This window comes from Nocardia noduli (assembly GCF_019038455.1).
Classification (GTDB): domain Bacteria; phylum Actinomycetota; class Actinomycetes; order Mycobacteriales; family Mycobacteriaceae; genus Nocardia; species Nocardia noduli.
In genome coordinates this window covers 1-21577 of record NZ_JAFMPL010000009.1, presented here as the reverse complement: position 1 = coordinate 21577, position 21577 = coordinate 1, and the positions used below count along the sequence as shown (strand labels likewise).

Here is a 21577-nt window from a genome sequence, read left to right as displayed (position 1 = left end):
CCTCTATTCGATGCGTGCGAACGGCTGGGGCCGCGCCGGTGTGTCGGGCAGCGCCAGGGTCAGGACACCCATGCCGAGGGCGACGACCGCGATGGCCGACAGCATGGTGACGCTGCCAGCGAGGGTGTGAGCGCGGAAGAAGACCGTGCTCAACAGCGCCAGACCGACACCGTTGCCGATCTGCTCGATCGTGGGAAGCAGGCCCGACGCCGCGTCCATGCGGCGCTGATCCAGGCCCGCGAGCATCAGGGGTTGTAGTTGGACGCCGAACAATCCGACGCCGAGCCCGGACAGGAATACCGGGCCCGCCGCCAGGGCCAGATTCACGACGCCGCCGGTGATGTGGAGATAGGCGGCGCCGATCGCGATACAGACACCGTAGGAAGCGATTCCGACCGCGAGCACCCGCACACCCCACCGCCCGACCAGCAGCGGCGAGGCGAGCGCCCCCGCACCGGCGCCCAGCGCGAAGGGTGTCATGGCGAGTCCGGTGCGCAGCGGCGAGAAATCCAGTTCGTCCTGCAAGGTGATCGAGATGGTGTACACGAACGCGGTGAACAGCCCGAAGAACAGGGTCACCAGAATCGAGCCGACGCGAAATCCGCGGTCCGCGAACAGATCGAGCCGTACGAGCGGTGTCCGGCCGCGCCGGTCGAGCAGTCGCTGGTGGCCGACGAAGAGCGCGCCGAGCCCGAGCGCGCCGACGGCGACCGCGAAAGGTCCCGGCCGCCAGCCGTTCTGTTGCAGATCGGCCAGTGCCCCGAGCAGGGCGAACAGACTCACCGTCGACAGGATCGCGCCGACGGGATCGAGCCTGCCGCGTTCGGAGGGTCTGCCCAGACGCAGGTAGCGCAGCGCGAGCGCGAGCGCGACGATCCCGAGGGGCAGGTTGATCAGGAATATCGAATGCCAGCCGAATCCCCAGGGCGACAGGGTGATCAGCGTGCCGCCGAGAATCGGTCCGAGCATTCCGGCGAATCCGGCCGTCGCGCCGTAGAGGGCGAAAACCTGAGGATGCCGTTCGCGCGGAAAGCTCGCGGTCAGGATGGCGATCGTTTGCGCCGCCATGCCCGCGCCCGAAATCCCCTGCGCCACCCTGGCGATGATGAGTTCGGTGGCGCTGGTGGACATACCGCACCACACCGAAGTCGCGGTGAAGGCGACCACCGACACCAGGAACATGGTGCGACGGCCGGTCAGTTCGCCGATCCGGGCCGCGACCAGCAGGGTGCAGGCGAAGGCCAGCGAGTAGCCGGAGATCACGAACAACTGCTCCGACCGCGAGGCATCCAGGTCCGCGGTGATGTCCGGGAGCGCGGTATTCACGATCGTCACGTCGATCATCTGCATGAACACCGCGATCAGACATCCGGCGAAGGCCAGCCACGCGGCGCGCTCGCCGTTCGCCGTATCCGTGGACGCGCGAGTGCCGATCTCGGTCACGCGCCCACCGGCACTGGTTGTTCCGCAGCCGGTTCCTCGATCGCGGCGGCGGGTGCGCTCGGCGCTTCCGAGGCTGCCAGCAGCGCTGCCGCCGAGGCGCCCGCGTCGGAGGCGAGGATGAGCTCGGCCACCTTGGGTCCGACCTGTTCGAGGCTGAACGAGCGTCCCATCTGCAACGACATCAGCTCGATACCGAGCGATTTGCTCACGCGGGTACCGAATTCCACCGCCATCAGGGAATCCAGACCGAGTTCGGGGACGGGTACGGTCAGGTCGATCGACTCGGGGGCCACGCCCATGACGACCGCGAGCTGGTCGGCGAGCATCCTGGCGACCGCCTGGCCGCGTTTGCCCTCGTCGAGCGCGGCCAGTTCGGCCTTCATCTTCGCCGCCGCCGAATTGTCCTCCACCGAGGCCGCCGCGAGCGCGGCCAACCTGCCGGTGCGGCTCATCTGCGGGAACGCGGCGGTGAGTTTGGTCCAGTCGGTCGGGATGATCGCCGCGCGGGTCTGCCCGAGCCGCAGGGTCTGCTCGAGATAGACGGTGCCGTCGGTCATGTCGATCGGGCCGAACCCGACCACCTCCAGATATTTGGCGACCTTGTCGTCGGAGGCCATACCGCCGGTGGCCCCGGACATATGGCCCCATCCGACACAGGTCACGCGTTCGCCCGCGCGGGCCCACTGCTCGGCCAGCGCCTCGACCGCGACATTGGCGGCGGTGTAGTTGTACTGCCCGAAGATGCCGAACATCGAGCCGCCCGAGGAGTACAGCACGAACATGTCCAGCGTGATGCCCGCTTCGGTGACGGCCTTGTGCAGGGCGCGCGCGCCGTGCACCTTGGGCCGGTACACCCTGGTGAGCTGGTCGAGATCCATCACCGCGATCCGGTTGTCGGCCACCGCGCCCGCCGCGTGGAAGATGCCACGCAGCGGATGACCGCCCCCGTGCGCCCGCTCGACGATGGCCGCGACGGCCTCGGCATCGGCGATATCGGCGAGTTCTTCGACGATGTCGACTCCCCCGGCCCGCCAGGCGGCCAATTGTTGACGTGCCGCGTCGTTGTTCGCGCCGCTCCGTCCGACCAGCACGATTCTGCGCGCCCCCTTGCTCACCAGCCAGCGCCCGGTCGCCAGACCGAAACCGCCGAACCCACCGGTGATCAGATAGCTCGCGACACTGTCGATCTCGACGTCGGGCAGGGCGGGCCGCACCGGCGGCGCGACCTGGTCCATGTCGATGGCGATCCGGCCGATCCGGGTCGAGCGGATGACCTCGTCGAATGCCCTCGACACGTCCTCGACGCCGAACAGTTCGTAGGGCAGCGGGCGGTAGACCCCGCTCTCGATCTTGTCGTAGACCCGGCGCAGCAGGTCGGCCAGCTGGGCGGGGCGTACCGCGCACATGCGGTCGAGGTCGACCGAGAAGTAGGACAGATTCTTGTCGAAATTGGCCAGTTCCAGCAGGCCGCCGGTGTACACGTCGGCCTTGCCGACTTCGACGATGCGCCCGAATTCGGTGACCGCCTTGAAGTTCTGGCGCAGGATCTCACCGGGCGCGGTGCTCAGCACCACGTCGACGCCGATACCGTCGGTCAGGCCGAGCACGTCGTCGGCGAAATTCAGCGACCGCGACTCGAGCGCGTGATCGGCGCCGAGTTCCAGGATGTGGGCACGCCGCTCGTCGGTGCTCGCGGTGCCGATGATCCGCGCACCCGCGGCTTTCGCCACCTGGATCGCCGCCGAACCGACGCCGCCCGCCGCGCCGTGGATCAGTACCGTCTCACCCGGCTGGATGCGCGCCAGGTCGAGCAGCGCGTACTCCGCGGTGCCGAATGCCGTGGTACTGGTGCAGAATCCGGGTTCCGCGCCTTCCGGCAGCCGGATCACCGAATGCTGTCCGACGAGGTGGAAGCGCCGCATCATGCCCTTGGCGGCGACGGCGACCACATCGCCTTCGGCGACGGTGTCGACGCCGGGACCGAGCCGCACCACGGTGCCGACACCTTCCATACCCGGCGAGGTCCCGAAGAAGGTTCCGGCGAGTTCGCGTTCACCCAGGATTCCCATCACCTTGAGCGGGTCCTTGTAGTTGAGCCCGACGACGCGCATGCGCACCTCGATCTCACCCGGCCCGGGATCGCGGCGTCGGCACTGCCGCCACGCCAGCGCCGACAGCAGTCGCGAACGCGGCACCTCCAATTCGAAATCGGATTCGGGATCGTCGAGCGGGACCGCGGTTTCCAGGACGTCGATGCGCTCGGACAGCGGCTTGTGCACCACGGGAACCCAGCGCACGCCCGCGCGCAGCAGCACCTCGTCGGAATTGTCGTAACTGAACGCACCGGGGATCAGCAGTTCCCGCACCAGGTCAGCGACCGCGGTGTCGGTGTCGACGTCGACCAGGCGCCAGCGCAGCCTGCTCTGCTCGTTCAGCAGGACGCGGCGTGCGCCCGCCAGCGCGGCGTGCGCGGAATCGGGTGCGTCCGCGCTGTCCGGCAGGGTGAACGCCCGCTCGGTCACCAGGGTGATGTGGCAGGAACCGTCGCCGATTCCGGACAGCACCTCGGTGTCGGCGGCCTCGGCGACCGCGTCCACGGCGAGAGCGATCCGCTTCAAGGTCCACAGGTCGGCGACATCGTCGTCGACCGAGCCCGCGACCACGCACACGTGCCGCCGTTGGACGCCGTCCGCGGCGGCGGCCGCCAGCAGTTCGGTCACCCGGGTCTCCAGGTCCGGATCGTCCCCCTCGACGAGGTGGAATCCGGAGCCGGGCAGCGCGTCGGCCAGCAGTTCGGCGCGCGCGCTCGCACCGAGCGCGACCACGACGGTGGCCACGCTCTCCGCGGCGGGCAATGCCGCCGGGTCGACCGGGTCGAGCTGTTCCATGGTGTCGGCGTAGAAGAAGTCGGCCATCCGATGCAGCGGGCTCAGCCCCGGTGTCAGCGCGCCGACCTGCACGCCGATCAGTCGCAGGCACACATTGCGGTCGTCGTCGAGCAGATCGACGTCGGCGCACAGCCGTACCGCCGGATCGCGGCGGGCGACCACGGTGACCTGCTCGGGCAGCGGGGCGAACATGCGTACCGCGTTCACCCCCACCGGCACCATCGCGCCCTCGCCCAGACTGTCGGCGGCGAACAGCAGCGCCACCGTCTGCATCGCGGCATCGACGACGGCGGGGTGCGCCAGGTGACCGGAGTCGGCGGCGATGGTGGCGTCGACGGTCGCGACCACCGCATCGGTTCCGGCGCGCACCGAGGTCACCCGCCGGAAGCTCGGACCGTAGTGCAGACCTCGCGCGGCGAGTGCGGCGTAGAACAGATCGGGGGCGAAATCGACCGCGGAATCGTCCTCGGGGACGGTGCCTTTCGCGCCCTCGTAGCTGCCGGTCAGCAGTCGGCCGATCGCGTTGACCGTCCAGACCGTTCCGGTGGCGCTGCGGGATCTGATGAGGAAACGTCCGCTGGATTCCTCGATGGTGAATTCGAGCAGCGGCACATCGGGAGCGCTCATGATCAGCGGCGCGACGAACCGCACCTGTTCCAGTGCCACCCGTTTGTCGACCATTCGGCTCGAGGCCGCGCTCAGCGCCGCGTCGAGATAGGCCGCACCGGGCAGGATCCGTGCGCCGCCGACCACGTGATCGACCAGCCACGGCAGTTTCTCGGTGCCGATCTGTAGTTGCCAGCCCGGCCTGCCCTCGAAATCGGGATCGCCCAGCATGGCGTAGCCGCCCGGGGTGCCGAGACGCAACTGCTCGAAGACGGGCAGCGGTGCGTGCAGGCGGGTCTGCTGCCACGGGTAGCGCGGCAGCGGCAGATGCGGGGTGACCGCGCCGTCGGCGGGGAAGAGGGTATCCGGATCGAGGACGCCCGCGCTGTAGAGACCGATGATCGTCCGGCGGATGCTCTCGCTGTCGGGCTGTTTGCGGTCCAGGGTCGAGACGGTCGCGCCGGTTTCGCCCGCGCCGAGCAGGATCTCGCGGATATTGCCAGAGAGCACCGGGTGCGGACCGACCTCGACGAACACCCGGTTACCCGCCCCGATCGCCGCGGAGACGGCGTCGGCGAAGCGGACCGGCTGACGCACGTTGGCGCACCAGTACTCGGCATCCCAGTCGCCCGCCGTGACGGGCGCGCCGGTGACCGTCGAGTACAGCGCGACGGTGGGCGGGCACGGCGTGAGTTCGGCGAGCACGGTACGCAGTTCGTCCAGGATCGGGTCCATCAGGTTGCTGTGATAGGGCACCTCGACGCGCAGCCTGCGGGCGAAAGCGCCCTGTTCGGTGAGTGTTTCGGCGATCTCGTCCAAGCGGTCGGCGTCACCGGACAGGGTCAGCGCGCCGGGGCTGTTGACCGCGCCGATATCCACACCGGGGATATCGGCGATGAGCTGCTCGGCCTGTTCCCGACCGAGACCGACCGCGAGCATCCCGCCCGAGCCCGCCGTCGTCGCCTGGAGGCGCGCACGGTGATAGGCGACGAGCACCGCGTCCCGCAGCGACAGCAGACCGGTGACGTAGGCCGCCGATACCTCGCCGACGCTGTGACCGATCACGGCCGCGGGGGTGATCCCGAATTCGGCGAGTTCGCTGACCAGCGAGACCTGGACCAGGAAGTTCGCCGGCTGTGCCACTTCGGTTTTCGCGACCCGTGATTCCTGCTCCGGTCGCAGCAGTTCCTCGATGATCGACCAGCCCGCGAGTTCGACGAACACCTCGTCGATCTGCTCGGCGGTCTTCGCGAAGGCGCCGCCCGCGACGAGCAGTTCGCGTGCCATCGCCCACCACTGCGGTCCCATACCGGAGAAGACGAATACCGGCTCGGCGGTGCGCCGCGAGACGGTGCGGGTGGCGTCGCGCCCCTCGCCCGCCGCGAACAGGCGCAGATCCCGGACGACGTCGGCGCTCTCGCCGACGAGGACGCCGCCGCGGAACTGATGGTGCGCCAGCCGCGTCCACGCCGCCTCCGCGAGGTGGTCCACGTCGGCACCGTCGGCGAGCAGATCGGCGAATCGTCCCGCGATGGCACGCACGGCGGGCGCGCTCCGCGCCGACAGCGGGAGCACACCGTAATGCCGCGCCGTGGCGGGTACACCGGCCTGCTCGGTGCGGAACTCCTGGAGGATGGCGTGGGCGTTGGTGCCGCCGTAGCCGAAACCGTTGACGGCGATCGTCATCCGATCGACGTCCGGCGCGACGGTTTCCGGCTCGGTCTGCACGTGCAATCCCAGCTCGGCGAAGGGAATGTCGGGATTGGGCTGATCGAGCCAGCCCTGCGGCGGAATCGTGCGGTGCCGGATCGCCAGGGCGGATTTGATGACGCTGGCGATCCCGGACGCGGCTTCGGTGTGCCCGAGGGTGGCCTTGAGCGAGCCGACCCCGAGGGAGGCCGGGCGGCCCGCGTCGGCGCCGTAGACCCGGCCGAGCGCGCGCAGTTCGATGGGATCGCCCACCGGCGTGCCCGTGCCGTGCGCCTCGACATAGGTGATCCCCGAGGGCGGTAGCCCGGCGCGCGCGCAGACCGCCCGCGCCAGCGCCTCCTGGGAATCGGCGTTGGGCACCGTGATCGCGGTGGTCCGCCCGTCCTGGTTGGAGCCGGTCGCCTTGACCACGGCGTAGATCCGGTCGCCGTCGCGCACCGCGTCGTCGAGCTTCTTGAGCACGACGATCCCGCCGCCCTCACCGCGGCCGTATCCGTCGCCGGTGGCGTCGAAGGATTTACAGCGGCCGTCCTCGGCGAGGAATCCACCCTTGCACATCATGACGAAGGTCTCCGGCTGGAGCATGACGTTCACACCACCCGCCAACGCGACCTCGCAGTCGCCGTTGTCCAGCGCCTGGCAGGCGAGATGGAACGCGACCAGCGACGACGAACAGGCCGTATCTACCGTCAGTGCCGGTCCGATCAGGTTGAGCGCGTACGCGATTCGGTTCGACAGCATCGTGTACGAGGCACTGGCGGCGGTGTGCATGTCCACGTGCGCGAGCGCGGGGCCGACCACCCCGACCACCGACTGGTCGACCACGAATCCGCCGACGTAGACGCCGACCGACCCACCCGCCGCGCGCCCGGCGAATCCGGCGTCGTCCAACGCCTCCCACGCGACTTCCAGCAGCAGCCGCTGCTGGGGATCGAGGCCCGTCGCCTCTCGCGGCGAGATACCGAAGAAATCGGGGTCGAATTCCCACGGGTCCGAGGTCAGGAACGCACCGCGTTTGGTGTAGCTGCGTCCCGGCGTGCGCCGGTCCGAGTCGTAGTAGCGGCGATAGTCCCAGCGGTCCGCGGGGATCTCGACCACCGCGTCCCGCTTGTCGACCACGAAATCCCAGAAGCTCTCCGGTGAGTCGATTCCACCGCCGAATCGGCAGCCGATACCCACAATGGCAATATCCGACAACTTGGTCCTCCCGAACACGGGCAATCGAAGGACCCACGTCGCGCCCCGCGCACGAAATGGTCCTGTACCTGCCCCGGCGACCGCAGCGGCCGATACACACCGGGACTTGATCGATACTCAGCAAACATCCTGCGCCACTGCTGGATTCGCTCGATCGTACCCACGGCCCCCGGCGGGACGAACACACCGGATCGGAGATTTCGTGGGTTCCACAACCCCGGGAAGGGGGGACTGTGAACCACACCAAGCGCACGACGGCGACCGCTGTTCCGCGCGTATCCTGTCGGCCGAACGCGCAGATCCAACGGGCACAATGTATTCGGGACAGCGGCGCGCCGAATATTCACTCGCGCCGTGAATTTCAGCGTTCGCCGATTCTCCGGACGACATAGACGAAGGGGATCACGGCCGAAGCGACGGTGATCGCCGTGGCGGCGAGGTAGCCGAACTCCCAATCCGGCATGCCGATGGCGTGCACGAACGTGGAGATCAGGGTCGGCGGGAGACAGACCGCGGCCAGGAGGGTGAGGATCTCGACGAGACGGTTGCGTTCGACGTCGAGCCGGGAACGCAGCGAGTGCTGGAGATAGCGCAGCGTGTCGTACTCGGCGGCCGCGTACTTCTCCACGCTGTCGATATCGGCCACGAGCGCGATCGTCCGCCCGTCGAGTTCACCTGCGCGCCAGGCGAGTTCACCCCGCATCCGGTGCGCGGCGCGGGCCAGGTGGCGTTGCGTCTCCCGCACCGGGGCGACGGCGCGCTCGACGGCGTCCAGGGCGGCGGGCACGCCGCGCAGTTCCCCCGTGACACCACCGCGGTCGCGTCGACCGTCCTCGGTGCTCGCCGCGGCGAGGTCCGCGCGCACCGAGGCCAGCGTCGCGTCGACCGAGCACAGGATTTCGCGCGATCCGTCGTTGAGCGCCCACAGCAGCGCGTACATCACACCGTAGGACGATCCGGTCAGCAGCGGGTCGCGGCTCATCTTCGCGATCGCCGCGTCGAAGGGCACGAACGGTTCCGTCGGCTGCCAGGTGACCAGGAATTCCTCGTTCACCGCGAAGACGATGGTGTCGCGCACCGGATCGCCGTCACCGAGCCGATGATTCACCACCACCGGCACATAGAGGAAATCGTCTGCCGCCCAGTCGCGTTCCCTCGCGGCCGGGAAATCGACGCCCAACCGCTCACGCAGAACCACCGCCGTCTCGGCATCGGTCATCGACAGCGGTATCCAATGTTTACCGAGCACTTCGGTGTCGAAGTGGTCGGCGGCGGGCGCGGTGGGGGTACGCACCGCTACCGCCCGCCGCCGCGGCGCGCCGGGCGCACGAACAGTTCTGCCATGGCTGAACTCCAGATTCGGATTCGGTGTACTTCGTGGCGCGGGCCGGTGTGGACCGCGCTCGCGCGCGGGAGAAGGCACAGGCCGCTCGTCCCGCTCGGAGGGTGTCGATCGCGCACGAATCGTGCGCTCCAACATTAGAAACCGCCCCGTGTCCGCGTCAATCGACGAACAGGTTAAGCGGTGTAGACCACGTCGCGGCGGGGACCGGTCGGGTACGTGTCGGAACTAGCGACCGTCGCGCGCCGCCGCGTGCACGGCGACCAGTCTGGCCGCGCGGATCGCGTCCCACAGCGGACGCAACAGCGTCTCCTGCGCGCCGATGGCGCTGGCCGAGGTGGGTGAGGACGCCGGTTCCCGCTGCGCCACCGTGAGAATCGCCGCGACATGATCGGCGGTGTCGAGGATGCGCTTGGCGCGCAACGGAATCGACTCCGGGTAATCGTGACGTGAATAGTCGGCCAATTCCGCTTCGATCAATTCACGCGGATCGGATTCGACCGTGCCGACGGCGGTGGTGTGCAACTGCATCAGCGCGTCGGCGGCGTCGCGGACCGCCTCGCGCATCGTGTACTCGGCCTCGCCGAGGCTCATATCCGATCCCGGCTCGGGGGGAATCGGGGTGGTGTAGATCGTCCACTGCAACGATCCGTCGTCGGCCCACAGCGGAATCAGGCCGGTGCCGTCCTGTCCGGGAACACCGATCAGCAGCCCTTCCTCGGCCTCGACGGCGTCGGCGGCGAAGATGGTGCCGACCGGGAGTCCGCGCACGTCACCCGGTACCGGGAGCACCAGCCGCAGCCGCGCACCGGGTTGGGCCATGGTCTCCCGAATGACCTTGAACAGGGCCATCATCGCACTACCCGCCACATTGCCGCGCGAGGACCACGGCAGGTCGGAACGACCGCCGGTGACCGGATCGCCCGCGGCGATGGTGTGCTTGGGCGCCCACTGCTGTAGGGCTTCCAGCACGTCGTCGGGCGCGCTGTTCCCGGCCAGCCAGGAGCCGGCCCACACCGTCAGCGTGGCACTAGGAGAGCACATAATCATCGAGCATAATATGACTGCCGCGATGAGGTGCGGCTGTCGCACAACCCTGGTGAGCTGCGCATTACGGCTCGGGGTGTTACGGCTCGGGTTCGGTCACGAAGTCGATCAGCCGTTCCACCGCGCCGATCAGCGGCGCTTCCAGGTCGCGGAAGGATCCGACCGCCTCGTAGACCCGGCGCCACCCCTGCTGCGGGGTACCCCACCCCAGCCTGGTGCAGATACCGGTCTTCCAGTCCTCACCGCGCGGCACCCGGGGCCACTCCTCGATGCCGACCGCCGCGGGCCGCACCGCCTGCCAGACATCGATGAACGGGTGCCCGGTCACCAGCACGTGTGGGCCCAGCCCGGTGGTGAGCTGAGTCTCCTTGGACCCGGTGACCAGATGGTCGACGAGCACCCCGACCCGGCAGCCGGGACCCGGCCCGAAGTCGGTGAGACGCTGCGCCAGATTGTCGAGCCCCTCCAGATGTTCGACCACGACCCCCTCCACGCGCAGGTCGTGTCCCCATACCCGCTCGACCAGGGCCGCGTCGTGCACGCCCTCCACCCAGATCCGGCTGGTCCTGGCGACGCGAGCCCGCAAACCCTCCACCCGTGTGGAACCCGACGCGGACCTGGTCGGCTGTTTCGGCGCCGCCGCGCGCGGACGCACCAGCGTGACCGGATTGCCGTCGATCAGGAAGGCCGCCTCGCGCAACGCGAAAAGCCGCACCGCGCCTCGCGCGTCCTCCAGTTTCACGAACTCGCCGTCGTAGCTGCGGTCGAAACCGACTACCGCGCCGCAGAATCCGCTCGCGGCGTCCTCCACCACCAGGTCCCGCTCGGCGGTGACCGTCGGCACCACCCGCTTGTTCGCCCTCGGATGTCCCGAGAAGATATCGCCGTATCCGTCGCGCCCGCTCACCGCCCGAAACTAACACCGCCGCTACCGATCGCGGTGCAATCGGCAGCGGTGTGCCGGTCACAGACTGTTGGCGAGCAACGCGTATTGCGCGGCCACGCGCTGGCGCACATCGGCTTCGCTGTCTCCGGCGACGCCCGCGACGTAGCGCTTGTAGGAAACGAAGCACACGTACCGGTAGTGCGTTTCGCTGTCGCCGCGATGGTTGAGGTGCTGGCAGGTCGCGCCGGGCACATCGTGCGGCGCGTCGACCGGATCGAAGGCATCGCCCGAATTCGCCCGCAGGTAGGCGATGAGCGCGGGCGCGCCGGAGGCGTCGCGCAACCGGTAGACGACGCTGTTGTCGATACCGCCCGCCGCCTCGATGCCGGTCTCCTCCACCATGCGCCCCGCCACCGCCTGGTTGGACGCGCCGTGCACGATCGCCGAGGGCGGGTGCACGCTGAAGGTCTCCGGGTCGAGTTCGCGATCACGGTCCTCGACCACCACGCGGGCCAGCAGATCGTCCGGGTCGACCCGCAGGGTGTCCAGTTTGTCGATCGCGGTGGGTGCGAACGCGTTCGCCGTCGGGATCTCGGCGCGCAATGTGGCACCGACCCAGCCGAGCAGGTTCTGCTCGTCGGCGTTCTGGCGCTGGACGAAGACGAACAGGACGTATTCGCCGATGGCGACGAAGGTGCCCATATTGGGCACGCCAGGACGCCAATGGATCAGCGCGTCGGGGTAATCGGGGTGCCGCACGCGCCGGTTCTGCTCCGGCGCGACCTGGAAATCGGTCTCCTCCAGATCGCGCGCGGCCTGCTGCGCGACGGCGGCGCTGCGGAAGCGCATCAGCGACTGCAACACGACGGTGTCCGGCGTCGGCCCGGTCTGCTCCTGCGCGAACGGCTGGAACGGCCGATCCGCACCGATCGTGCGGTAGGCGACCACCATGTCGTGGCGCTCCAGCACCGGTTTCGCGACATCGGCGAGGAATCCGTACACGGCGCTGTCGACGTCGGAGACGACGTCGGAGTAGACACCCGCGGTCAGCGCCGAATCGATCCGGACGGCGGGAACGACCGCGTCGGCCATCCGGATCCCCTCCAGCAGTGCGCCTCCGCCGTGCGAGTCCTGGTCGTACCGGTGCCGGTCGACGGGATACGGGCCGACCTCGAGCGTGCGCACATCGGGTTCGCCCGCGACGGGTGTGCCGGTGACGCCGCAGCCGGTCAGCAGACTCGCCAGCGCCACCCCGGCGGCGAGCAACGTGATGCGTGATCGTCGAACCATCTCGGCATATCCCTCGTGTCGGTCGGAAACGGGGGCGACACGGCTCGCCTCCCTACACCGTCATCGCGGTACGCGGCGGCGGCGCAACCGCGCGCCCGTCCGCGCACCGCATTCGTGACGCGGGTGTGATCGGTGCCGTCGCGGTTCGCGCGCTCGGGCCCACGATCACCGTGATCGCACTACAGTGAATTTCGTGGCCGCAGTCGTGTGGCTCGTCGCGGGAGTACTGCTCGCGGCGGCCGAGATGCTCACCGGGGACCTCACATTGTTGATGTTGGGCGCCGCGGCACTCGGCACGGCCGGTGTCAGCGCCGCCGCCGACACCTCACTGGTCGTCGACGCGATCGTCTTCGGGGTGATCTCCGCGATCCTGTTCCTCGGGGTGCGTCCGATGCTGCGCAGGCGTTTCGGCACGCCGCCGCCCATTCCGACCAATGTCGATGCGCTGACGGGTAAGTCGGCACTGGTTCTCCAGGAGGTCTCCGCCCATTCCGGTCGCGTCAAACTGGGCGGCGAGGAGTGGACCGCCCGGCCGATGAACGCGGACGAGAGCTACGAGCCGGGCACGACCGTGTACGTGATGAAAATCGACGGCGCGACCGCCGTCGTCTGGAAGGGACCGTAATGGCTGTACTGATCGTGGCCGCCGTTCTCGTCCTGCTGGTCGTGGTGGTGGTCTTCAAATCGATCGCCCTGGTGCCGCAGGCCGAGGCGGCGGTGATCGAACGACTCGGGAGATATTCGCGCACCGCATCCGGGCAGCTGACGTTCCTGGTGCCGTTCGCCGACCGCATCCGCGCCAAGGTCGACCTGCGCGAACGCGTCGTCTCCTTTCCACCGCAACCGGTGATCACCCAGGACAACCTGACCCTGCAAATCGATTCGGTGGTGTATTTCCAGGTCACCAGCCCGCAGTCGGCCGTCTACGAGATCAGCAACTACATCGCCGCGGTCGAACAGCTCACCGTGACCACGCTGCGCAACGTGGTGGGCGGGATGACGCTGGAGGAGACGCTGACCTCCCGGGATCAGATCAACAGCCAGCTGCGCGGCGTGCTCGACGAGGCGACCGGCCGCTGGGGTCTTCGGGTGGCGCGCGTGGAACTCAAGGCGATCGATCCGCCGCCGTCGATCCAGGAATCGATGGAGAAGCAGATGAAGGCGGACCGCGAGAAGCGAGCCATGATCCTGACCGCGGAAGGTCAGCGCGAATCGCAGATCAAGACCGCCGAGGGCGCCAAACAGGCGCAGATCCTGTCCGCCGAGGGTTCCAAGCAGTCGTCGATCCTGTCCGCGGAAGGCGAGCGGCAGAGCCGCATCCTGCGCGCCCAGGGCGAGCGCGCGGCCTCGTACCTCCAGGCCCAGGGCCAGGCGAAGGCCATCGAAAAGGTTTTCGCGGCAATCAAATCCGGTAAGCCGACCCCCGAACTGCTCGCCTATCAGTACATGCAGACGCTGCCGCTGGTCGCGCGCGGCGACGCGAACAAGGTGTGGTTGGTGCCGAGCGATTTCGGCAAGGCGCTCGAGGGATTCGCCAAGAGTTTCGCCACGCAGGGCCAGGACGGCGTGTTCCGGTACGAACCGCCCACCGAGGAACCGGCCGAGGTCAGGGTCGAAGACGATTCCGATGTCGCCGACTGGTTCGACACCGCGCCCGACCCGACCATCGAACGCGCGGTGCGCGCCGCCGAGGCGACCGCGCGCACATCGGTCGAAGGTCTCGGCGTCACGCCGGGGCACCCGCCGGTGCCCTCACCACATCAGCAGGTGATTCCGACGCCGGACCAACCACAGCAGTCACCCGCGTTGCAGAAGCCACCCGCGCCGCAGGAACCACAGCAGACCCGGGAACCACAGCAACCTCCCGCCGACCCGCCGACCGCCGACCCCTACGGTCGGCCGTGGCAACCACCGGAGAGCTACCGCCAGTAGTGTGCGGCGACCGAACGAACAGTCGACGCGCACGCACGGGAGGCCCCGGATGACACGTGCGCACCGCGCGGCCGCGCTCGCCACAGCCGCGCTCGTCGCCTTCGCCGTCCCCGGTGCGGCCGGGGCGATCGTCGGCGGCGGCGAGGTCGACGCGGCGAGCTATCCGTGGCTGGCCGCCATCGGCAGTCCGCTGTTCTTCACCCGCCCGTCGGGACAGTTCTGCGGCGGTGCGCTCATCGCGCCCGACAAGGTCCTCACCTCGGCGCATTGCGTGCAGATCGCACAACCCGTCCCCCGCGCGCTGTCGGTGACGTTCGGCCGCGACGATCTGCGTTCGTCGGACGGCGAGACGGTGGGCGTCACCGATATCCGCCTGCATCCCGGATTCCGCGAGAGCTCCTTCGGCGGCACCGCCGTGTACCACGACGATCTGGCGATACTCACCCTCGCCGCGCCACGGCCCGGCCCCTTCGCCGAGATCGCCGCCGCCGACGCGACGACGGGATCGATACTCGGCTGGGGCGCCACCTCGGAAACCGACACCTCCGGCACCCGATTGCGCGCGGCGAGCGTCCCGATGGTCCCCGACGCCGAATGCGCGGCGGCCTACGGTCCCGCCTTCGACCCGCGGGATATGCTCTGCGCGGGCTCGACCACGGCGGACACCGGCGAATACGACAGCGGCGGACCACTTCTCGTCGACGGATACCTCGCCGGAATCACCTCGTGGGGTAACGGTGTCGCGCGCCCCGGGTTCCCGGGCGTCTACTCCCGACTTCCCGCCACGGACTTCTAGGGATTGGCGCCGAATATCTCGGCGGCCACGGGGGCCAATTGATCGGCAACCGCGCAGGAGCCAGCGAACACGCGGATGACCACCTGGCCGCGTGTGGCGGCGGTGCTCGCGGTGCCGGTGGTCGTGCCGGAGGTCGTCGTGGACGGTTTGGGTGTCGCGGACGAGGCGAGGGGCGGACCCGCCGTCATGCTGACGAAGCAGGAGCCGGTCCCCAGGGATTCCTCGCGCAGGGCGGCGTGCCCGGCGACGTCGACCGCCCGCTGCCCCTCGGCGGGCTCCAGGGCCTCGGCGGCGGGACGGAGCAGGAAATCGACGGTGACCGTGGAGCCGTAGCGACCCGCGGCGGATCCGTCGACGCGGAAACTACAGGTGTAGGGGCGGGTTTGGACGTCGAAGCGGGAGATCGTGTAGCCGGTGGGGACGGCGGGCATGAGTTCGCACGGGCTGCGATCGGCCAGTGTCGCCGTCACCGTGGCGTCCTCGCGGCGGGGGGCTCTGTTCTCCCGTAGCGCCGAGACCAGCGCGGTGGCGGCGTCGGTGGCGGCCTGACAGTTGAGCTCGGAATCGTCGAACCCGGAGCCCTCGACCCGCGCCCAGGGCGTCGCGGTGGAGGCCCCGTCGTGCGAGGTCGTCGGCGAGCCTGGCAGCCGCAGCGGCACTTTGAACACGCAGTCGACGTCCTCGGCGGCGGTCCGGGCGACGATCACCGTCTCGCCCGCGATCGGACGTGTCTCGGTCTCGTCGGGGGCGGGGGCGTCACCGGCCAGCGCGATCGTGGCCAGGCCGGAGGCCCGGGTGCGCCCGGTCGTGGTCAACCCGACCGCGCAATCGTCCAAACCCCGCGCCGGTCCGGCCGTGGCCGCCAGGGTGTAGGCCGCGAACTCCTCGCCGTCGAAGAAGCCGCACGGATCGAGCCTGCGCACCTGATCGGCGATCTGCAATTTGTGTTGGTCGACGGCGGGCACCCGGACCCCGAATGTCGCCACCGCGGCCGACGGCGCCGCGGGCTCCCGTGCCTGCTGATCGGTCGAACATCCGGCGAGGGTCGCCGAGGCCAGGGACACCGCCAACAGCACACGATGTCTCGCACGCATGCACTTCCCCCTCGCAGACAGGACTGGGGCGGAGGGTACCAAACCGCGCGCGTCACCGGGACCTCGACCGGCTACCCGCGAGCCCGCGCCGGTGGATCAGCTCTCGCCGAACCCGGGCCACGGCACCGTGGCCTGGAGGACGGCCTCGCTGAGGGCCTGTGTCCGCAAGGAGGTGATCTCCAGGTATCCGGGGTCGGCGACCATGCTCGAGAACGCGTCCCGGCTCGGATACCACACGACGAGAACGGCATCCCAGGCCTGGCCGGTCTCCGCGACCAACGCGGTCGACCCCTGACCGCCGTAGAGGACCCGTCCGCCGTACTTCCCCAGGAATTCCGCCGCACGGCGGGAGTACTCCTGGTACGCCGCCGCACCGTCCGGCGCGAACCGCAGCAGATTGAGCATCACCACCGGCCCGCCGGGATCCTCGGAGATCAACCGGGCCAGATCGGCGCCTCGTGGGTCGACAGCCATTTCCGCTCCTCGTGTTCGTGCGTCCGTGGACGCTCGACTACCTCACGCCGGACGTCCGCCGGTTCCCGACGGCCGCGCGGGCCTGGTCGACGCACAGCAGCCGATCGCGCACGACTGCCCGTCGGCGGTATCGCCGTATCCGGGGACCGCGCCCATCCGGCGCACCTGCCCGCCGGACACCTGCTCGCCGATCAGTTCGACGACCATGCGGGCGAAACGCGGATCGGTGCCCGGCGTGGCCGCCCTGGCGAAGGCCATCCCCAATTCGTCGGCGCGTGTCTTCGCCTCGTTGTCCAGATCCCAGATCACCTCGAGGTGGTCGGAGACGAAACCGACCGGGCACACCACGACGGCGTCGACACCCTCACCGGACAGATTCTCGAGGTGGTCGACGATGTCGGGATCGAGCCACGGCACCTGCGGCGGACCGGAACGCGACTGCCACACCAGATCGAAGTCGGCGAATCCGGTTGCCGCCGCGCACAATCGGGCGGCCTCGGCCACCTGACGACTGTAGAGCCTGCCTCCGTCGGCGGGCGGGCCCGCGGCGATATCGGCCGACACCGGAATCGAATGCGCGGTGAAGACCAGGCGCGCGCGATCACGCCGCTCGGCCGGGATCTCCAGCACCGCCGCGCGAATGGCGTCTGCGAAGGCGTCGACGAACAACGGATGGTCGAAATATTGGCGCAATTTCACTAGATGCGGCGCATCGGCGCCGAAAGCCGCACGCGCCCTGGCGATATCCTCGTCGTATTGCCGGCAGCCCGAATAGCCGCCCCACGCGGAGGTCGGGAAGACCAGCGCCGAGGTGACACCGTCGGCGGCCATCCGCGCGACGGTGTCCTCCACCATGGGATGCCAGTTCCGATTGCCGAAATACACCGGCAATCGCGGACCCGAGCCGTCCAGTTCGGTGTCGATCGCGGCGATGATGTCGCGATTGAGCCGGTTGATCGGCGACACCCCGCCGAAATGCAGGTAGTGCCGCGCGACCTCTTCGAGTCGTTCGCGCGGCACTCCACGCCCCCCGGTGACGTTCTCCAGGAACGGCATCACGTCCTCGGGGCGTTCGGGGCCGCCGAAGGAGAGGACGAGCAGGGCCTGGTAATCCATCAGGCGGTCGGCATATCCTCCGGCAGCCACGTGTTGTGGCTGGCGCCGCCGTCGACGTAGATGATCGAGCCGGTGGTTCCCGGCAGCCAGTCCGACAGCAGCGCGCAGATGGATTTGGCGACGACGGTCGGGTCGTCGACATCCCAGCCGATCGGCGAAGCGCCGTCCCAGTAGGTGTTGAGCTGGTTCATCTTCGCCGCGTCGTCGGTGGCGGTGCCCGCGATGGCCTTGGCGGCCAGCGTCTTGATCGGGCCGGCGGCGACCAGGTTGGAGCGAATCCGCTTGGCCGCGCCCACCTCTCGCGCGACGTAGCGGTTCACCGACTCGAGCGCGGCCTTGGCCACACCCATCCAGTTGTAGTACGGCATCGACGTGCGCGGATCGAAGTCCATGCCGACGATGGAGCCGCCCTCGTTCATCACGGGCAGCACGGCGCGGGCCAGCGAGGCGTAACTCCACGCCGAGATCTCGAACGCCTTGGCCGCGTCGGGGCCCGGTCCCTCGAGGAACGGTTTCGCGTCGGGGCCCATCAGGGTGCGCGGGGCGAACGCGATGGAATGCAGCACGCCGTCGATGCCCTCGGGCGCGACGGCGCGGATCCGCTCGGCGAGGGTGCTCAGGTGCTCCTCGTTGGTGGCGTCGAGTTCGATGGCGGGCGGCACCTCCTTGGGCAGCCGCTGCGCGATCCGGTCGATCAGCCGGAGCCGGTCGAAACCGGTGATGATGACGCGCGCGCCCTGTTCCTGCGCCACCGCGGCGGCGTGGAACGCGATCGAGGCATCGGTGATGATGCCGGTGATCAGGATGGTCTTGCCCTCGAGCAGTCCGCCCATGAGTGTGTGGTTCTCCTGTGTCAGGTTTGTCGGGTCGGGGAAGGACAGGGGCCTCAGTGGCCCATGCCGAGACCGCCGTCGACCGGGATGACCGCGCCGCTGATGTAGGCGGCGTCATCGGAGGCCAGGAAGCTGACCGCGGACGCGACTTCCTCGGGCTGGCCCATGCGCTGGGCCGGGATGCCGTATTTGAGGACTACCTCGCGCATTTCGTCGGTGACGTCGTTGCGCGTCATATCGGTATCGATGAAGCCGGGGGCGACGACGTTGGCGGTGATGTTGCGCGAGCCGATCTCCATGGTGATCGAACGCGCCATACCGACCAGGCCCGCCTTGGAGGCCGCGTAGTTGACCTGACCCGGTCCGCCCTTGAGGCCGACCACGGAGCCGAGGAAGATGATCCGGCCGAATTTCGCGCGCAGCATCGCCCGGTTGGCGCGCTTGGCACAGCGGAAGGCGCCGGTGAGGTTCGCGTCGATGACGCGCTCGAACTGTTCCTCGCTCATCCGCATGAGCAGCGTGTTGTCGGTGATGCCCGCGTTGGCGACGAGCACCTCGACCGCGCCCTGCTTCTGCTCGATCTCGGTGAACGCCTGATCGATCGATTCGGTGTCGGTCACATCGCATTTCACGCCGAGCATGCCTTCCGGCGCTCCGGAACCGCGATGTGTGACGGCGACCTTGTGACCATCGGCCAGCAGACGCTGGGCGACCGCGAGTCCGATACCGCGATTTCCGCCGGTCACCAGGACCGACCGGGATGTGATGTTGGACATGAGCACAACCTATCTGTTCGGGTTCGCATGGCGACGCCCGGGCACCACACCCTGTGAGATGCCACTACGCGGCGGAGCCGGGGCAGTCGTCGGGCTAGGGCAGGCGTTGACGATAGAGCAATCCGGTGACGACACCGGCCGCGACGAGGAGCATGCCGAGCAGCAGCCACGGTCTGGAGGCGTCGCCCCTGGTCGTCTCGTAGCCGATCTGCTCTTCCAAGGTGTCGTAGACCGCGGTCAGTTCCTCGAGACTGGACGCGGTGTAGAACTCGCCGCCGGACAGTTTCGCGATCTCCTGGAGTGAATCGTTGTCGACGGGCACCTTCACCCGCTGCGCGCCCTGACCGTCCTGGTCGGGAATCTCGACCGAACCCCATTCGGTGCCGAAGGAGATCGTCGAGACCGGGATGCCCTTCTGCTTGGCCAAGCGCGCCGCGGTGAAACCGTGTCTCGGATTCTCGGTGTCCTTGTCGTCGGGCACGGTCTGCTTACCGTCCGACATCAGCACCACCCGGGCGGGCGGCGGTGTCTCCGCGCCGCCGAGCACGCTGGCCAGGGTATCGATCGAATTGAGCGCGGTCAGAATGCCTTCACCGGTGGCGGTGCGTTCGGCGAGTTTGATGTTGTCGATCGCGGCCTTGACGGCCTCACGGTTGGTCGTCGGCGACACCATCACCGACGCCGTGCCCGCGAAGGTGACGAATCCGAGGTTGATGCCGGGGGTCAGGCCGTCGACGAATTCCTTACCGGCTTCCTGGGCGACCTGCAACCTGCTCGGCGGCACGTCGGTGGCCTCCATGGACAGCGAGACGTCCATGACGAGCACCACGGTCGCGCGGTTGCGCGGCACCTTCTGCACCGCGGTCGGGCCCGCCGCCGCGATGGTCAGGAACACCAGACCGACCAGCATCAGCGCCACCGGCACATGCCGCATCGGGCTCGGCCGCGACGGGGCGACCTTCTCCAGCATCTCCATATTGCTGAACCGCAGCATGTGCTTGTGCCTGCTGCGCTGTACCAGCACGTAACCGAGCGCGATGAGTCCGACGACGATGAGGAAGGCGAGCCAGATCAGCGCGGTGAAATGCGAAATACTCACTGGCGCGGGGCCTGTCCGCTCGGGGCGCCGAAACTGTGACGCCGGGTGGAGACGAACCGGACCACGTCGGTGATCCAGTCCCGATCGGTCTGCAGGGTCATCACCGGGGCGCCGCAGCTGCGCAGCGCCTGCTCGACCTGCTGCCGATGACGTTGCGCGGCGGCGGCGAAATCCGCGCGCAGCGTCGGCGTCACGCTGAATTCGCGGGTCCGCCCGGTCTCCGGGTCGTGCAGCACCACATCACCCATATCGGGCAGTGTCAGATCGCGGGGGTCGAGCACCTCCACGGCGAGCAGGTCGTGGCGTGCCGAGATCGCGCGCAGCGAACGCTGCCAATCGATATCGCCGAGGAAATCGCTGATGATCACCGCGAGACCGCGTTTGCGCTGCGGGCGGCGCAGCGATTCGATCCCGGTGCGCAGATCGCCGCGCACCCCGTCGCGGGCGTGCGGGGTGGTCGCGATACTGCGCAGCAGCGATTGCGCGTGCACCCGGCCGCTGCGGGCCGGAATACGGACGAGTTGTTCGCCGGTGGCGACCACGGCGCCGATCCGGTTGCCGCCGCCGCTGGTCAGATGGGTGATCGCGGCCGCAGCCGCGATGGCGAGATCACGTTTCTGGCAGTTGGCCGTGCCGAAATCGAGGCTGGCCGACAGGTCGACGACCATCCACGTCTCGAGTTCCCGGTCGGCGATCATCTGCCGCACGTGCGGGTGGGTGGTGCGGGCGGTGACCGACCAGTCCATCTGCCGCACATCGTCGCCGGGTTGGTAGGCGCGCGCCTCACCCGGTTCCGAACCGGGGCCGGGGATCAGGCCGAGGTGGTCGCCGTGCAGGACGCCGTCGAGACGGCGACGCACGGTCAGTTCCAGCGTCTTCAGCGCCGCGGTGAGCCGGGGATCGGTCAGTTCACCCGAACGGAACGAGGGCGGTACGTGTGCGGACATCGGCGCTCGGGCAGCGGGATCCGGTGCGGCCGTCACTTGGGCTGGTTGTTGCCGGCGGCCGGTGCCATCTGGCCGACGTGCGGCTGGGGTGTCGCCTGCGG

General features: G+C 68.9%; 16 protein-coding genes. 3 read left to right on the top strand and 13 right to left on the bottom strand.

Translation table 11 applies throughout. The features are described from left to right. Positions 1–3 precede the first annotated feature (3 nt). The 6 genes from JZ792_RS07920 to JZ792_RS07895 all read right to left on the bottom strand — a co-directional run bounded on the left by JZ792_RS07920 (position 4) and on the right by JZ792_RS07895 (position 12409). Positions 4–1443: an MFS transporter gene (locus tag JZ792_RS07920; RefSeq protein ID WP_308165193.1), complete on the bottom strand. Its 1440-nt coding sequence runs from the start codon at positions 1441–1443 to the stop codon at positions 4–6. Further along, a complete protein-coding gene (locus JZ792_RS07915) occupies positions 1440–7844 on the bottom strand; it encodes a type I polyketide synthase (protein ID WP_216908360.1) in 6405 nt (2134 codons plus the stop codon). Before JZ792_RS07915 ends, JZ792_RS07920 begins: the two co-directional genes overlap by 4 nt. A gap of 361 nt (positions 7845–8205) precedes the next feature. Continuing rightward, a complete protein-coding gene (locus JZ792_RS07910) occupies positions 8206–9138 on the bottom strand; it encodes a CorA family divalent cation transporter (RefSeq protein WP_216908358.1) in 933 nt (310 codons plus the stop codon). Between the two features lie 276 nt (positions 9139–9414). Beyond that, a complete protein-coding gene (locus JZ792_RS07905; RefSeq protein ID WP_216908356.1) occupies positions 9415–10230 on the bottom strand; it encodes an Rv1486c family protein in 816 nt (271 codons plus the stop codon). Positions 10231–10312: 82 nt separating this feature from the next. Further along, the gene (locus tag JZ792_RS07900; protein ID WP_216908354.1) at positions 10313–11140 is read right to left on the bottom strand and encodes a DUF3097 domain-containing protein; all 828 of its coding nucleotides are present in this window, start codon (positions 11138–11140) and stop codon (positions 10313–10315) included. 57 nt (positions 11141–11197) lie between these two features. Next, positions 11198–12409, bottom strand: coding sequence for a DUF7373 family lipoprotein (locus JZ792_RS07895; protein ID WP_216908352.1), 1212 nt, complete (start codon positions 12407–12409; stop codon positions 11198–11200). Between the two features lie 193 nt (positions 12410–12602). Here JZ792_RS07895 and JZ792_RS07890 point away from each other — a divergent pair, with 193 nt between their 5' ends. Genes JZ792_RS07890 through JZ792_RS07880 form a run of 3 tightly spaced genes read left to right on the top strand, consistent with a single transcriptional unit; the run spans position 12603 to position 15137 of the window. Further along, positions 12603–13034, top strand: coding sequence for an NfeD family protein (locus tag JZ792_RS07890; protein ID WP_216908350.1), 432 nt, complete (start codon positions 12603–12605; stop codon positions 13032–13034). Further along, entirely contained in the window at positions 13034–14341 is a 1308-nt protein-coding gene (locus JZ792_RS07885) for an SPFH domain-containing protein (RefSeq protein ID WP_216908348.1), read from the top strand. The genes JZ792_RS07890 and JZ792_RS07885 overlap by 1 nt, the downstream gene beginning before the upstream one ends. Before the next feature lie 49 nt (positions 14342–14390). Then, on the top strand, positions 14391–15137 hold the full coding sequence (locus JZ792_RS07880) for a S1 family peptidase (protein ID WP_216908345.1): 747 nt from the start codon (positions 14391–14393) through the stop codon (positions 15135–15137). On the opposite strand, the gene JZ792_RS07875 is transcribed toward JZ792_RS07880, so the two are convergent. The 7 genes from JZ792_RS07875 to JZ792_RS07845 all read right to left on the bottom strand — a co-directional run bounded on the left by JZ792_RS07875 (position 15134) and on the right by JZ792_RS07845 (position 21476). Further along, positions 15134–16231 carry a hypothetical protein gene (locus tag JZ792_RS07875; RefSeq protein WP_216908343.1) on the bottom strand — a complete coding sequence of 366 codons (1098 nt, stop codon included), beginning with the start codon at positions 16229–16231 and terminating at the stop codon, positions 15134–15136. The genes JZ792_RS07880 and JZ792_RS07875 overlap by 4 nt on opposite strands. 96 nt (positions 16232–16327) lie before the next feature. After that, complete coding sequence (locus JZ792_RS07870) at positions 16328–16705, bottom strand: DUF1330 domain-containing protein (RefSeq protein ID WP_216908341.1); 378 nt, start codon at positions 16703–16705, stop codon at positions 16328–16330. 42 nt (positions 16706–16747) lie between these two features. Then, positions 16748–17821 (bottom strand): ferrochelatase, encoded by a 1074-nt coding sequence (locus tag JZ792_RS07865; RefSeq protein ID WP_216908340.1) that lies wholly within the window; start codon positions 17819–17821, stop codon positions 16748–16750. Further along, positions 17821–18654, bottom strand: a complete 834-nt coding sequence (inhA, locus tag JZ792_RS07860) for an NADH-dependent enoyl-ACP reductase InhA (protein WP_216908338.1) — start codon at positions 18652–18654, stop codon at positions 17821–17823. Before inhA ends, JZ792_RS07865 begins: the two co-directional genes overlap by 1 nt. 53 nt (positions 18655–18707) lie before the next feature. After that, positions 18708–19430 (bottom strand): 3-oxoacyl-ACP reductase FabG1, encoded by a 723-nt coding sequence (gene fabG1 / locus JZ792_RS07855; protein WP_109526989.1) that lies wholly within the window; start codon positions 19428–19430, stop codon positions 18708–18710. 94 nt (positions 19431–19524) lie between these two features. Beyond that, positions 19525–20529: a VWA domain-containing protein gene (locus JZ792_RS07850; RefSeq protein ID WP_109526988.1), complete on the bottom strand. Its 1005-nt coding sequence runs from the start codon at positions 20527–20529 to the stop codon at positions 19525–19527. Next, complete coding sequence (locus JZ792_RS07845) at positions 20526–21476, bottom strand: DUF58 domain-containing protein (RefSeq protein ID WP_216908336.1); 951 nt, start codon at positions 21474–21476, stop codon at positions 20526–20528. The genes JZ792_RS07850 and JZ792_RS07845 overlap by 4 nt, the downstream gene beginning before the upstream one ends. Between the last annotated feature and the right edge of the window lie 101 nt (positions 21477–21577).

Bases quoted from the DNA above. Each gene is read 5' to 3' on its own strand.
- JZ792_RS07905 (WP_216908356.1), bottom strand. From the start codon at position 10,230: ATGTGCTCTCCTAGTGCCACGCTGACGGTGTGGGCCGGCTCCTGGCTG.
- JZ792_RS07895 (WP_216908352.1), bottom strand. From the start codon at position 12,409: ATGGTTCGACGATCACGCATCACGTTGCTCGCCGCCGGGGTGGCGCTG.
- JZ792_RS07885 (WP_216908348.1), top strand. From the start codon at position 13,034: ATGGCTGTACTGATCGTGGCCGCCGTTCTCGTCCTGCTGGTCGTGGTG.
- JZ792_RS07880 (WP_216908345.1), top strand. From the start codon at position 14,391: ATGACACGTGCGCACCGCGCGGCCGCGCTCGCCACAGCCGCGCTCGTC.
- JZ792_RS07875 (WP_216908343.1), bottom strand. From the start codon at position 16,231: ATGCGTGCGAGACATCGTGTGCTGTTGGCGGTGTCCCTGGCCTCGGCG.
- JZ792_RS07870 (WP_216908341.1), bottom strand. From the start codon at position 16,705: ATGGCTGTCGACCCACGAGGCGCCGATCTGGCCCGGTTGATCTCCGAG.
- JZ792_RS07865 (WP_216908340.1), bottom strand. From the start codon at position 17,821: ATGGATTACCAGGCCCTGCTCGTCCTCTCCTTCGGCGGCCCCGAACGC.
- inhA (WP_216908338.1), bottom strand. From the start codon at position 18,654: ATGGGCGGACTGCTCGAGGGCAAGACCATCCTGATCACCGGCATCATC.
- fabG1 (WP_109526989.1), bottom strand. From the start codon at position 19,430: ATGTCCAACATCACATCCCGGTCGGTCCTGGTGACCGGCGGAAATCGC.
- JZ792_RS07845 (WP_216908336.1), bottom strand. From the start codon at position 21,476: ATGTCCGCACACGTACCGCCCTCGTTCCGTTCGGGTGAACTGACCGAT.